This is a genomic window from Aliiroseovarius halocynthiae, assembly GCF_007004645.1.
In the GTDB taxonomy this organism is placed as follows: Bacteria; Pseudomonadota; Alphaproteobacteria; order Rhodobacterales; family Rhodobacteraceae; genus Aliiroseovarius; species Aliiroseovarius halocynthiae.
This window is the reverse complement of the sequence record NZ_ML660019.1, coordinates 51,603-64,843: the sequence shown is the minus strand read 5'-3', so window position 1 is coordinate 64,843 and position 13,241 is coordinate 51,603. Positions and strand designations below refer to the sequence as shown.

The window sequence follows — 13,241 nt, the reverse complement described above, 5'->3', positions numbered from 1 at the left end:
AAACTGCATCAAAGGTGCTCATCAAACAAGGGGGCTTCGGCCCCCTTATCTATTCGCGCCAAGCTCCTTTGTGTACTTTCGAGCATATATTCTGACATAAGTTTTACACACGTTCATCTCATCCTCCGTTAACCCCAACCATTCCAAGGAGGCCTGCAAACTTTCTTCGCTGACCCCCACCGGTTCTTCATCATTGCGTGCATAGTGCATCAATGAAACTGCTATCAGTCTAAGATACATCCAACTAACTGCGGCACTCCAATGCGAGCTGTAGGTTCGCGATCTGCCTTCAGCTGTCGCGCGAATGGTCTCCCACCGAGATGCAAGTACCTGATAGTGGCCAAGCAAATATGATACGCGGGCAGCTATATTGGCAGCATCGTGGAACTCAATGATCTCCATAAAGTTCGCTCTTACGATCTCTTGCAAACTTGGCGAGTGAACATCTGTCATCTTTTTCCCAACCCCTCCACGTTCTCCGTGGATTCGACCAACCCTCATCGCCTCCTCTGCCATTCGCTGACACATCTCCGAAAACTCTGCTAAATGTAGTGCGAACACCGCCTTCGCCGCCATCAGCTTCCGCCGCCGCGCTTCCTCATCCCGTCCTTGCTGCGCCTCAATATTGGCGAGAATTCCAGCCACTGCCACGACCGCGGTCAACAATGTTATTGGCATTGCCAAACTCAGCACTGAAATCGGATGTCCTTCATGTGAAAAATAGGTCTCGGTGAATAGGATCATAGCCAATACCAGCTCGACCCCGATGAATATGCCAAGCGGCAGATTCAGAAGATTTTGCTTCAGCAAACTCTGATAGTCGTTCTTCACTTCATCTCTCCTTGGTGAATCACGCTCACCCCCTCTATCAAAGGTTGTTTCGCATGACAAAACGATCTTGCCTTCCCGCTTCAAACCCCTAAATTAGAATCATTCTAACTCAGAGGCTTTCCATGCTGTCCGCTACCCTCCATCGCCGCCGCTTCTCGGATCTGTCTGAACAGGAAATCCTCGCACTGGCCATCTCGAACGAGGAAGACGATGCGCGGATTTATCGGCAGTATGCGGAACATCTGCGCGAGGAATTTCCATCATCTGCGAAAGTGTTTGATGGCATGGCCGAAGAAGAAGACGAGCACCGCCGGATACTGATCGAAGCTCACAAAGCGCGGTTTGGCGATGTGATCCCGTTGATCCGGCGCGAACATGTGGCCGGGTTCTATGCCCGCCGCCCCATTTGGCTGGTCGAAAATCTGGGGCTGGAAACCATCCGTGCCGAAGCGCGCGAGATGGAACGCCAGGCCGAGCAATTCTATCGTAAAGCAGCCGACCGCACTGCGGACGCCAACACCCGAAAGCTGTTGGGTGACTTGGCAGCAGCCGAGGCCGACCACGCCCATGTCGCAGGCGACTTGGAAGCGCAGCATCTGGACGACAACGCGCGCGAAACCGAAGACGAGGCCGCCCACCGGCAGTTTATCCTGACATGGGTACAGCCGGGGCTGGCGGGGCTCATGGACGGCTCGGTCTCAACCCTCGCGCCGATTTTCGCGACGGCCTTTGCCACGCAAGACACGCACACGACATTTCTGGTGGGTCTGGCCGCCAGTGTTGGTGCGGGGATTTCGATGGGGTTCACCGAAGCCGCATCCGATGACGGCGAACTGTCGGGGCGCGGCAGCCCCGTGAAGCGTGGCTTTGCCTCGGGCATCATGACGACACTGGGCGGATTGGGGCATGCCATGCCCTATCTGATCACCGATTTCTGGACCGCCACGACCATCGCAATCATCGTCGTTTTCGTCGAACTGTGGGCCATCGTCTGGATCCAGAACCGCTTTATGCAGACCCCGTTCATGCGGGCGACATTGCAAGTCGTCGTGGGCGGGGCACTGGTTTTTGCGGCAGGTGCTATTATTGGCGGCGGCTAGGCTGGTCCGATGTTTCATCGCGACTGGCGATAGCTGAAACCCCATACCAATCGCAGGATGCCCCAGCGAGGAGGCGATCATGTGTGACGCTAATGGAACCGCCGTGGGAACGGTGCTCTTGGAAAACGACCGGATGCGCGTCACGGAATGGCGGTTTGCCAAGATGGGCGACAACACCGGCTGGCACCGGCATACCCACGACTATCTTGTCATCCCAAGGTTTGACGGCGTGCTTCATATCGATCTTCCCGACGGAACGCGGGCCGAGGCGACACTTCGCAACGGCATCCCTTATGAGCGCAAGGCCGGTGTGGAACATGACGTCATCAGCGGAAATGACTTCGAATGCGCCTTTATCGAGGTCGAGTTACTTGAGGATCCCCGGCCTGCCTAAGCGCCGCATGGTCAACTGAAATCCCCCATGCTAGGGCTTGGCGCATGATCGACGTGCTTTTGCAGACCCTTCCATTTTTCGCCTTGATCGGGCTGGGCTTTGGCGCCGCTGCGCGCGGCTTTTTCCCGCCCGAAGCCACGGCCTATTTGACCCGCTTCGTGTTCTATTTCGCCCTGTCGGCCATGTTGTTTCGGTTCTCGGCCAATCTGTCGCTGTCCGAGGTGATCAGCTGGCCTTTCATCTGGGCCTATGCACTTGGCGGATTGGGGATCTATATCCTTGCAACCATCGTCGCCCTTCTCCGCAAACGCGGTGCACAGGAGGCCGCCGTCGAAGCGCAATGCGCGGTGATCGGAAACACCGGATTTCTGGGCGTCCCGATGCTGGCGCTTCTGTTGGGAGAGACCGCAATCCCCGCTGTCATGCTGGTGCTTGCGGTCGATCTGTTCCTGTTCAGCAGTTTGATCGTGATCATCATCACCGGCACTCGCGACGGACGTGTCAGCCCCGCGGTGTTGGGAACAGTTGGCAAGGGGCTGATCTCTAACCCGATGATCGTTTCGATGGCGCTGGGGTTTACGTGGTCGTCCACCGGGTGGGGCTTGGCCGAACCGGTGCAGCGTTTTCTGGACCTTCTGGCAGGGGCGTCGACCCCGGGGGCACTTTTCGCCATCGGGGCATCGCTTGCCGCGAAATCGGCAGAGCGTTTGACCGTCGCGGGCTGGCTTAGCTTTGCCAAACTCATCCTGCATCCGCTGGCTGTGGGCGTTCTGGCCTTCCTGGTTTTCGACGTTGACCCCTTCATGGCAGGCGTCATGGTGGCCGCGGCGGGTCTGCCGGTCGCGGGCAATGTCTATATTCTGGCACAGCATTATGGCGTTGCACCGCAGCGCGTATCGTCAGCGATCCTCTTGTCGACGCTTGCCTCTGTTTTGACCGTGTCCGCCATTATCGCTTGGGTGACATCATGATCCTTTTGACCGGCGCCTATCGCCTGTTTTTCCCTGCCGCCGCCCTGTTCGCAGGGCTGTCCATTCCCCTTTGGCTTCTGGCACGAATGGGGATCGATACGGCAACCGCTGATCCCTATTTGTGGCACCAGCACGAAATGCTGTGGGGATACTTGCCCGCCGCGATTGCCGGATTTTTGTTTACCGCGCTTCCCAATTGGACGGGCCGCCCTGCCCTGTCTTCGGCTGCGCTGCTGGCTCTTTTCACGCTTTGGTTTTCTGGGCGCGGCGCAATGTTCGCGGCATCTGACGCGTTGGGCGCACAACTTCTGACTGCCTGCTTCCTGCCGGTGATTGCTGCGCTGGCCCTGCGCGAGATCTTGGCAGCCGGCAATACGCGCAATGTCGTGGTCGCTGTTATGATTTCGATCCTTTGGGTGGCGCAGATGGTATTCCTGTGGTGGGACGCACAACTGGGCGTGACACTGGGTTTTGCCATCTCGCTTCTGCTGATGACGTTGATCGGGGGCCGCGTTACGCCTGCCTTCAGCCGAAACTGGTTGAAAAAACGCGGGGTAAGCCGAATACCGGCCGGGTTTGGCGTGGTCGATAAGGCAACCATCGGCCTGACCATCTTGGCGGTTGTAAGCTGGGTCATCACCGATACCAGTACCCTGACCGGGATCACTGCTGGCCTAGCCGCTTTGGCCCAGGCCCTGCGTCTGACCCGGTGGTGTGGACTATCTGTTTGGAAAGAGCCGCTGTTATTTGCGCAACACGCTGCCTATGCGTGGCTTGCGGTGGGGCTTGCACTTCTGGCGATCGCCAGCCTTGGTGACAAGGCCAGCGTCGGGCAGGCCTTTCACGCGCTGGGGGCCGGGGCGATCGGCAGCATGACCGCCATCGTCATGCTGCGCGCGCTTTTGGGCCATTCCGGTCTTCCGATCGAGGCGACTCGCGCCGATACCCTTCTTCTTTCCGCTTTGCATATCGGCGCCGGCCTGCGCGTCTCTGCGGATTGGATGGCGGATCCGACATTTCTGTATCATGCTGGTGGCATTCTGTGGGCGGGGGGCATGATCGCGCTTGCTCTGCGTGCATTCCCTATTGCCATAGCACCCCGGCTTTAATTAGGTCGGGATACCATCTGTCGAAAGGAACGCGCCATGGACATGATTTCGGAAAACGCCTGTTTTGGCGGTACGCAGGGGGTGTACAAACATACCTCTGATGTAACCGGTACAGACATGACTTTTGGTCTGTTTCAACCTGCCGAAGCTGATGACGGCCCGGTTCCGGTATTGTGGTTCCTGTCAGGGCTGACCTGCACCCATGAAAACGCGATGACCAAAGCGGGCGCACAAGCATGGGCAGCCGAACAAGGTATCGCGCTGATATTCCCGGATACCAGCCCGCGCGGGCCGGGGGTAGCGGATGACGACGCCTATGATCTGGGACAAGGGGCGGGTTTCTATGTGAACGCGACGCAAGACCCGTGGGCACCGCATTTCCAGATGTGGGACTATATCACCGAAGACCTGCCCGAGCTCGTCTTCAGCAAATTCCCACTGGACGCCGAACGCCAGGGCATTACTGGCCATTCCATGGGCGGACATGGCGCGCTGACTATCGCGATGTCTCTGCCTGACCGCTTCCGGTCCGCCTCGGCCTTCTCGCCGATTTGCAACCCGACGGGATCGGATTGGGGTAAGAAGCAGCTGGGCGCATATCTGGGTGACGACACGACCAAATGGGTCGCGCATGATGCCAGCCTGCTGATGAAGAATGTAGGGTTTGACGGTCCAATGCTGATCGACACAGGCACCAAGGACCAGTTCATTGACCTGCTGAGACCCGAAACGCTGGCCGCCGCCATCGCGACCCGCCGGCAAGAGGCCACGTTCCGCATGCAGCCAGGCTATGACCACAGTTATTTCTTCGTCTCGTCCTTCATGGAAGACCACGTCAGCTTCCATGCCGAGGCTTTGTGGGCGTAATCTGATGGCGCTATACATCGACGCAGACGCCTGCCCGGTAAAGGCCGAGGCTGAGGCCGTCACGACCCGCTATAAGACCCAGATGTTTCTGGTCTCGAACGGTGGGTTGCGTCCGTCGCAAAACCCGCTGGTTGAAATGATCTATGTCCCCGACGGGCCGGACGTGGCCGATATGTGGATCGCGGATCGTGCTGGCCCCGGCGACGTCGTGGTGACCGGGGATATCCCACTTGCGGCGAAATGCGTTGAAGCGGGGGCCGAGGTGCTGCGCCATAACGGCGAGCGCTTCACCCAAGCCAATGTCCGCGAACAGCTTGCGATGCGGGATCTGATGACCGATCTACGCGCCGCTGACCCGTTTCGCCAAGGCGGGGGCAAGGCGTTCTCCAAAGCCGACCGTGCCCGTTTCCGCCAAGCACTGGACACCGCGCTTCGCCGGTCCAAACCGTCAGATTGACCTAGACGTAAGCGTCTGTTCTTCGCGTTCTTTCCCCTTAAGTACAGATCACGCCCATGGTTCAGTCGGCGCAAGACAGGACAGGGGCGTTGCCCCGTAGTGGAAAAGGGACGCGAAATGGAATCTCTTCTTATCAATCTAGTTTCGGGCGCAGTTGGCGGTAACGTCGCTGGCGGTCTTCTGAAAAACCTAAACCAAGGCACTTTGATCAACTCGATCGCAGGCATTGTCGGCGGTGGGCTTGGCGGCTCGATCCTGTCGATGCTGGGGGCTGGTGGCGTTGCTGACGCGGCCGGTGCCGGTGGCTTGGACATCGCATCCATCTTGGGCCAAGTGGCCTCGGGTGGTGTTGGCGGAGGCGTGTTGCTTGCTGTGGTAGGCGTTGTGCGCAACATGCTGGCGAAATAAGCACCAAAGTTATTTTAGCGAGTGGTGGGGAGGCTTCGGCCTCCCCTTTTTTCATGCGCTGATGGTCGCAATCCCTTGCCTATCTGGCCATCCGGGACTAGGCAGTCATAGACACTGACCGGAGGGCAAGCCATGCCGCATAGCGACCCAAAAACGCTGGTATCGACCGATTGGCTGGCGAAACATCTGAAAGACCCGGATCTGCGCATCCTTGATGCCAGTTGGTACATGCCGGACATGGGACGGGATGCGAAGGCGGAATATGACGCCGCGCATATTCCCGGCGCACGTCATTTCGACATTGACGAAATTGCCGACCTGCGCTCGGACCTGCCGCATATGATGCCCCCCGTAGAAAAATTCATGTCCCGCGTGCGCGCTATGGGCGTGGGCGACGGCCACCAGATCGTGGTCTACGACGGCATGGGCCTGTTTTCCGCCGCCCGTGTCTGGTGGATGTTCCGCCTGATGGGGCACAAGGACATTGCCGTGCTGGATGGCGGCCTGCCCAAATGGCAAGCCGAGGGTCATCCCGTCGAGGATCTCCCCCCGGTCATTCGTGACCGTCACATGACCGTCAGCCGTCAGGCGCATATGATCAAGGACGTAACGCAGGTGGCTGCGGCCTCGAAGCTTGGCGATTACGAAATCATCGACGCCCGCGGCGCTGAACGTTTCCGCGGTGAGGTGCCGGAACCCCGCGAGGGCCTGCGTGCCGGTCATATCCCGAACTCGAAAAACGTGCCTTTTGCGACGCTTCTGAACGCGGACGGCACGATGAAACCCCCCGAAGACATGCGCGCCATTTTTGGGGCAGCGAATGTCAACATGGACAAACCCGCCATCCTCAGCTGCGGCTCGGGCGTGACAGCCGCCATCCTCGCCTTGGCGCTGGAGCGTATGGGCCATGACCGCCACGCGGTCTATGACGGCAGCTGGTCCGAATGGGGCATGTATTCCGACCTGAAAGTCGAAACCGGAGAGTAGACGATGTTCACCAACCTGAAAGCCCAGCCCAAAGACAAGATCATGGCGCTGATGCAGCAGTACCGCGAAGACCCGCGCGAAGGCAAAATTGACCTCGGCGTTGGCGTGTACAAGAACGCGCAGGGCGTCACCCCCGTGATGCGCGCCGTGAAAGCGGCCGAAAAGGTTCTGTGGGACGTCGAAAGCACCAAAGCCTATACCGGTCTGGCCGGCGATCCCGCCTATGGCAACGCGCTGACGAAGCTGGTTCTGGGTGACGTTGTCCCGTCCGAACGCCTGTCGTTGGCGGCCCAACCCGGCGGCACTGGCGCGATCCACCAAGCGGTGGAACTGATCAAGATGGCCTCGCCCGATGCCACGATCTGGCTGTCCGCGCCGACTTGGCCGAACCACCCGTCGATCATCAAGCACCTTGGCATGAACATGGCCGAGTACCGGTACTTCGACAATGAAAGCCGTGCGGTTGACTTCGACGGGATGATGGAAGACCTGAAGGGCATCAAGGCGGGCGACGCAGTGCTGCTGCACGGCTGCTGCCACAACCCGACCGGCGCGAACCTGACCCTGCCTCAGTGGAAAGAGGTCACCGCGTTGATCGTCGAAAAAGGCGCAACGCCCCTGATCGACATTGCCTATCAGGGCTTTGGCGACGGTCTGGAAGAGGATGCCGCTGGCGTGCGCCTGATCGCGCAAGCTGTGCCGGAAGCAATGATCGCGGCCAGCTGCTCGAAAAACTTCGGCATCTATCGTGAGCGTACCGGTCTGCTGACCTGCATCTCGGACAACGCCGAGCAGGCCGGGATCACCCAGCAGAACCTGACCCACCTGAACCGTCAGAACTTCAGCTTCCCGCCCGATCACGGCGCCCGTCTGGTGACGATGATCCTTGAGGATGAGGGGCTTAAGGCCGACTGGATGGCCGAGCTGGAAGAGGTTCGCACCGGCATGCTGGGCCTGCGCGAAAAATTGGCTGGCGAGTTGCGCGCCCGCACCGGGTCCGACCGCTTCGGCTTCATCGCCGACCACCGCGGCATGTTCTCGCGCCTCGGCGCCACGCCCGAACAGGTCGAAGCCCTGCGCGTTGATCACGGCATCTACATGGTCGGAGACTCGCGCATGAACATCGCGGGTTTGAACGAAGAGACCGTGCCGATCTTGGCAGAAGCGATTGCGAAGGTTGGGGTTTAGGCCCCAACCACTTCATGGAATAGCTTCTCTGGAATCCAGTCTAGTTGCACAGCTCTGAACAACATTTCGGTGACGTGAGACCCTGTGTGCCTTCCTAGGCTTGCGGCCTTGGCGGCCTTGATGTAGATTCCTCACACTATCACAATAAGTTACGCCTGTTTCGAGGCGAAAATAAATGGATGACATACTCGTCGCAAAACTTGAGGCGGCAATAGATGACACAATCGTGACCTTAGGAGTGGGCGGTTTCGTCAGGACGCGTGGCATAGCACAAGCATTCGAAGAAATCGACGCGACTACATTCGCGAACGTCATGTACGCAACAGATCAAATGCTGGATGATTTTGAAGGCCATGAAGCGGTCAACCCGGCAAACATTCGTCCAACAATCGCTAAATACAACTTTGACAAGGGTCGAGTTTTCAGAGGAGTTGAAGAGATTTTTCGGAAGCATTTTGGTGTAGGTGTCGTCAGGTTAAGATGATTAAGTTACCTTTATATTCGATTGGCTTAAAGATGACCGGCAATACTAACCCGAATTAGTCAGGACAAGAAAAGGGAGCCTTCCAGCCCCCTTTTCCACCCTGTTGGCCTTGGCATTTGCGCGGCCAGCGTGTGCCGGGGGTTAGTCCCCCGGCTTTTATGTCTTACCCGTTGGTGAATTCCGGGTAGGCTTCCATGCCCAGCTCGGCGGTGTCCAGACCGTTCACCTCTTCCTCTTCGCTGACACGCAGACCCATGGTGGCCTTGATGATCGCGAAGAAGATGAAGCTTACGACGAAGACGAAGATGCCGATTGCCAGGAAGCCCATGATCTGGGTGCCAAAGCTGGCGTCGGTGTTGGTCCATGCGACGATGAACGTACCCCAGAAGCCTGCTACCAGGTGAACCGGGATGGCGCCAACCACGTCGTCGATCTTCAGCTTGTCCAGCAGCGGAACTACGAAGACTACGATTGCGCCGCCGATGCCGCCGATGATCAGCGCTTGGAACAGCGAGGGTGCCAGAGGCTCGGCAGTGATCGATACCAGACCAGCCAGCGCGCCGTTCAAGGTCATCGTCAGGTCGACCTTTTTGAACATCACCTGCGTCATGATCATCGCAACGACAGCACCTGCGGCAGCAGCCATATTGGTGTTGGCGAAGATACGTGCCACGTCCGAGACGTCCGAGATGGTGCCCATGGCCAGCTGCGAGCCGCCATTGAAGCCGAACCAACCCAGCCACAGGATAAACGTACCCAAGGTTGCCAGCGGCAGGTTCGAACCCGGCATGGGAACGGTACGGCCGTCCTTATACTTGCCGATACGCGGACCAAGGATCAGGACACCCGCCAGTGCAGCGAAGCCACCCGCAGCGTGTACCAAGGTCGACCCGGCAAAGTCCGAGAAGCCAGCCTCCGACAGCCAGCCGCCGCCCCACTGCCAGCTTGCTTCGATCGGATAGATGAAGCCGGTCAGGACAACCACGAAGGCCAGGAAGGGCCACAGTTTGATGCGTTCAGCCAGCGTGCCCGACACGATCGAGGCCGTGGTGGCGCAGAACATCAGCTGGAAGAAAAAGTCCGATGCACCCGAGGCATAGCCGACGTCCACCGCATCAGCAGCAACGCCAACCGGATCAAGCGAGGTCACGGCGAAGAACGGACCCAGCCAGCCTTCGATCAGCCAGTCGCCGGGATACATGATGCCGTAACCGGCCAGCCAATACATGATCGCCGCGATGGAAAAGAGCGCGATGTTTTTGGTCAGCTGCATGGTCACGTTTTTGGACCGCACCAGCCCGGCTTCCAGCATGGCGAAACCAGCCGCCATCCAGAACACCAGAACACCCCCCAGAAGGAACAGGACCGAGGTCAGGATGAAACCGGTATGCGCAGCAGCTTCGCCTTCCGCGAAGGCCAGTCCCGGCAGTGCGGCCAAAAGGGCCGTCGAAATCAGAAGTTTGCGTGTCATCATCTGTCCTTTCACGCTTATACGGCGTCAGTGCCAGTTTCGCCGGTGCGCACGCGCATGGCGTCCGACACGTCGAGAGTGAAGATCTTGCCGTCACCGATTTTGCCGGTGTGCGCGGCCTTCGAGATGGTCTCGACAACCTCGGCGGCCAGATCATCATTCACGACGATCTCAAGCTTGATTTTCGGCAGAAAGTTCACGGCGTATTCAGCGCCGCGATAGATCTCGGTGTGACCCGACTGGGCCCCGAACCCCTTGATTTCAGAAACCATCATGCCGGTGACACCCACAGTCGTCAGGGCCTCGCGTACGTCTTCCAGCTTGAACGGTTTGATCGCTGCAATGATCAGTTTCACGTTCTTTCCTTTCCCTTTTCGGCACGGCGTGTTCACCATGCGCTTGCAGCAAGACAGCCGCCGCGATGCAGAAAATGCACGCGAGCGGGTAGAAATTGGGCAGGGAAGCTGACTTGAAAACCGGACACGCCCGGAATTTGACGCAGTTGCCTAGGGCGGTGATTAAATTTCAAGCAGCGCGAAAAGTCGCGCGGTGGCGGGGTTCGGGCTACACTTGTTTCGAACGAATCGCTAAAGCGTTTGAGAAGAAGATTAAGACAGGTATTGTTTAAACCCGCCCGCAATGCTGGTGTGTTCCGGGCGTTTCGGCTTTACTCTGTCCCAAAATAAAACCGAAACGCTGTATGTCACAAAGACAAGCACCGAGCAGACCCGGACGAGTATCATGAGCCAATCTGGCCGAAAGCGCCCCGCACTGGTGGCAGACAAGCGTTACCCGACAAAAAAGGCAGCGCCCAAGAAGCCTGCGCGAAGCAGCACGACCACCAAGCGCAAAGCCGCGCCCAAGCGACGCCGCACGGGCGGTGGGGGCGGGCCGAAGAAACCGCGTTCGATTTTGATGTGGCCTTTCGTGTTCATCAGCTGGGTTTTGCGGATGTTCTGGCGCCTGATGTGGAAAGGCGCTGTGGTAACAGCTCTGATTATCGGCGGAGCGGTATTTTACTTTGCCTCCACAATGCCCGAGCTGAACGCGATGCTGGATGGCCGCGCCAAGGGGTCGGTCACCATTTTGGATCGCTATGGCGAAGTTTATGCTTGGCGCGGGGACCAGCGCGGACGCACGATCACCACGGAAACGGTCAGCCCCCACCTGAAGAACGCAGTTGTCGCGACCGAGGACAAACGCTTCTATCGCCACTTCGGCCTCAGCCCGCGCGGCATTGCCAGCGCTGTGAAGATCAACATGAGCGAGGGGCGTGGACCGCTGTCTGGTCACGGTGGTTCAACCCTGACACAGCAGGTGGCCAAGCTGCTGTGCCTTGGTGTTCCGTATGATGCCGACGTCTGGAAGACAGAAGCCGCATACGAGGCGGACTGTCGTCAGGGGTCTTTGTGGCGCAAGATGAAAGAAGCCGTCTATGCGATGGCATTGGAAACCAAGTTCACCAAGGACGAGATCCTGACCATCTATATGAACCGCGCCTATTTGGGTGCGGGATCGTTCGGATTTGATGCGGCCTCGCAACGCTACTTCGCGATCCCCGCGTCCGAGCTGAACCCAGCGCAGGCCGCGATGCTGTCGGGCATGCTGACCGCGCCGTCGCGCTTTGCGCCGACCAACAACCTGAAGCGCTCGCAGGATCGGGCAGCGACTGTGCTGCGCCTGATGAACGAACAGGATTACCTGTCGAACAAAGACACGGCTTACTATCAGCAGAACCCCGCCGTGCTATCGAAAGCCGCGAAGGCGCAGGCAGGTGGGTATTTTGCAGACTGGATCATGGGCGATCTGCCCGCCTTCCTGACCCGCAAAACCACGGAAGACGTGATCATCAAAACCACGCTGGACCCGCGTATTCAGAAAGCGGCGGAAAATGCGATGGCCAAGATCTTTGCTGAAAAAGTCTCGGCCGGATCGAAGGCGCAAGCCGCGATCGTCGTGATGAGTGCAGATGGCGCTGTGCGCGGGCTGGTCGGTGGACGCGAAACCCGCGTGACGGGCGCATTCAACCGCGCGACGCAAGCCAAACGTCAGACCGGGTCGGCCTTCAAACCCTTTGTATACGCCGCCGCGCTGGATATGGGGTATCAGTGGGATGACTATGTGGTGGACGAACCGTATTGCCTGAACATCCCCGGATCAGGTGAGTGGTGCCCCAAGAACTACTCAAAGAAATTCTATGGTCCGGTCAGCTTCACCGAAGCGTTGGCCAAATCGCTGAACATCCCTGCCGTAAAAGTGTCCGAGGAAGTTGGGCGTGAAGCTGTCCGCTCGGTCGCGTCGATGTTTGGCATCGAAAGTGATCTGGCCGCAGGCCCGGCGCTGGCACTTGGGGCGTCCGACGGCACGCTTTTGGAAACCACAGGCGCCTATGCGGGTATTCTGAACGGCGGGTCGTCGGTGACGCCCTATGGCCTGACCGAGCTGCGCCTTGTTGGTGACCGGGATCCGTTGATGACCCAGACCGGTGGTATTGGCGAGCGCGTGATCTCGCGCGAGGCAGCTGCACAGCTGACATATATGATGAGCCGCGTTGTCGAAGCGGGCACCGGCACACGTGCCCGGATTGAGGGGCTAGAGATTGCGGGCAAGACCGGAACGACGACCTCGGCCCGAGACGCGTGGTTCATTGCCTTCACGGCGGATTACGTCATGGGCATCTGGATGGGCTATGACGACAACACGCCGCTGAAAGGTGTGACCGGCGGCGGCCTGCCGGCCGAAATGTGGCGCGAGGCGATGGTAAACATCCAATCACAACTGGTGCCGACACCCCTGCCGATGATCCGTCCGAACTTCGTTCCGCAGTTCGACGGGCGCACCATGAACTCGGGCGGCCCGCAAGATTTCGGCGTGCCGCAGAACCAAGGTGGCGGCCAATCCGTGGGGAACGCGGTCGAAGATGCGTTTATCGGCGTGCTGCGCTCGATCTTTGGGCAGGGCAACTGACTAGGTC

At 58.8% G+C, this 13,241-nt stretch carries 14 protein-coding genes; 11 read left to right on the top strand and 3 right to left on the bottom strand.

Annotation, left to right across the window (positions count from 1 at the left end; all coding sequences use genetic code 11):
- Window positions 1-45: 45 nt before the first annotated feature.
- Window positions 46-831, bottom strand: a complete 786-nt coding sequence (locus FIL88_RS00360) for a hypothetical protein (RefSeq protein ID WP_142851840.1) — start codon at window positions 829-831, stop codon at window positions 46-48.
- A gap of 122 nt (window positions 832-953) precedes the next feature.
- On the opposite strand from FIL88_RS00360, the gene mbfA reads away from it, so the two are divergent.
- The 10 genes from mbfA to FIL88_RS00310 all read left to right on the top strand — a co-directional run bounded on the left by mbfA (window position 954) and on the right by FIL88_RS00310 (window position 8,796).
- Window positions 954-1,931, top strand: coding sequence for an iron exporter MbfA (gene mbfA / locus FIL88_RS00355; RefSeq protein WP_142851839.1), 978 nt, complete (start codon window positions 954-956; stop codon window positions 1,929-1,931).
- A 79-nt stretch (window positions 1,932-2,010) separates the two neighbouring features.
- Complete coding sequence (locus FIL88_RS00350; RefSeq protein WP_142851838.1) at window positions 2,011-2,325, top strand: cupin domain-containing protein; 315 nt, start codon at window positions 2,011-2,013, stop codon at window positions 2,323-2,325.
- A 44-nt stretch (window positions 2,326-2,369) separates the two neighbouring features.
- Window positions 2,370-3,296 (top strand): AEC family transporter, encoded by a 927-nt coding sequence (locus tag FIL88_RS00345; protein ID WP_142851837.1) that lies wholly within the window; start codon window positions 2,370-2,372, stop codon window positions 3,294-3,296.
- Complete coding sequence (locus FIL88_RS00340; protein WP_142851836.1) at window positions 3,293-4,405, top strand: NnrS family protein; 1,113 nt, start codon at window positions 3,293-3,295, stop codon at window positions 4,403-4,405. The genes FIL88_RS00345 and FIL88_RS00340 overlap by 4 nt, the downstream gene beginning before the upstream one ends.
- Window positions 4,406-4,441: 36 nt before the next feature.
- Window positions 4,442-5,272 (top strand): S-formylglutathione hydrolase, encoded by an 831-nt coding sequence (gene fghA / locus FIL88_RS00335; protein WP_142851835.1) that lies wholly within the window; start codon window positions 4,442-4,444, stop codon window positions 5,270-5,272.
- A 4-nt stretch (window positions 5,273-5,276) separates the two neighbouring features.
- The gene (locus FIL88_RS00330) at window positions 5,277-5,729 is read left to right on the top strand and encodes a YaiI/YqxD family protein (RefSeq protein WP_185960795.1); all 453 of its coding nucleotides are present in this window, start codon (window positions 5,277-5,279) and stop codon (window positions 5,727-5,729) included.
- Between the two features lie 117 nt (window positions 5,730-5,846).
- Complete coding sequence (locus FIL88_RS00325) at window positions 5,847-6,137, top strand: hypothetical protein (protein WP_142851834.1); 291 nt, start codon at window positions 5,847-5,849, stop codon at window positions 6,135-6,137.
- A gap of 132 nt (window positions 6,138-6,269) precedes the next feature.
- Entirely contained in the window at window positions 6,270-7,124 is an 855-nt protein-coding gene (sseA, locus tag FIL88_RS00320) for a 3-mercaptopyruvate sulfurtransferase (protein WP_142851833.1), read from the top strand.
- Window positions 7,125-7,127: 3 nt separating this feature from the next.
- Entirely contained in the window at window positions 7,128-8,312 is a 1,185-nt protein-coding gene (locus FIL88_RS00315; protein ID WP_142851832.1) for an amino acid aminotransferase, read from the top strand.
- 175 nt (window positions 8,313-8,487) lie between these two features.
- The gene (locus FIL88_RS00310) at window positions 8,488-8,796 is read left to right on the top strand and encodes a hypothetical protein (protein ID WP_142851831.1); all 309 of its coding nucleotides are present in this window, start codon (window positions 8,488-8,490) and stop codon (window positions 8,794-8,796) included.
- A 163-nt stretch (window positions 8,797-8,959) separates the two neighbouring features.
- Here FIL88_RS00310 and amt read toward each other — a convergent pair whose 3' ends face one another.
- Together amt and FIL88_RS00300 are read right to left on the bottom strand one after the other, a co-directional pair.
- Complete coding sequence (amt, locus tag FIL88_RS00305; protein WP_185960794.1) at window positions 8,960-10,270, bottom strand: ammonium transporter; 1,311 nt, start codon at window positions 10,268-10,270, stop codon at window positions 8,960-8,962.
- A gap of 14 nt (window positions 10,271-10,284) precedes the next feature.
- Window positions 10,285-10,623: a P-II family nitrogen regulator gene (locus tag FIL88_RS00300; RefSeq protein WP_142851829.1), complete on the bottom strand. Its 339-nt coding sequence runs from the start codon at window positions 10,621-10,623 to the stop codon at window positions 10,285-10,287.
- A 385-nt stretch (window positions 10,624-11,008) separates the two neighbouring features.
- Between FIL88_RS00300 and FIL88_RS00295 the strand changes: the two genes are divergently transcribed.
- Window positions 11,009-13,234, top strand: a complete 2,226-nt coding sequence (locus FIL88_RS00295) for a transglycosylase domain-containing protein (RefSeq protein WP_142851828.1) — start codon at window positions 11,009-11,011, stop codon at window positions 13,232-13,234.
- Window positions 13,235-13,241 lie beyond the last annotated feature (7 nt).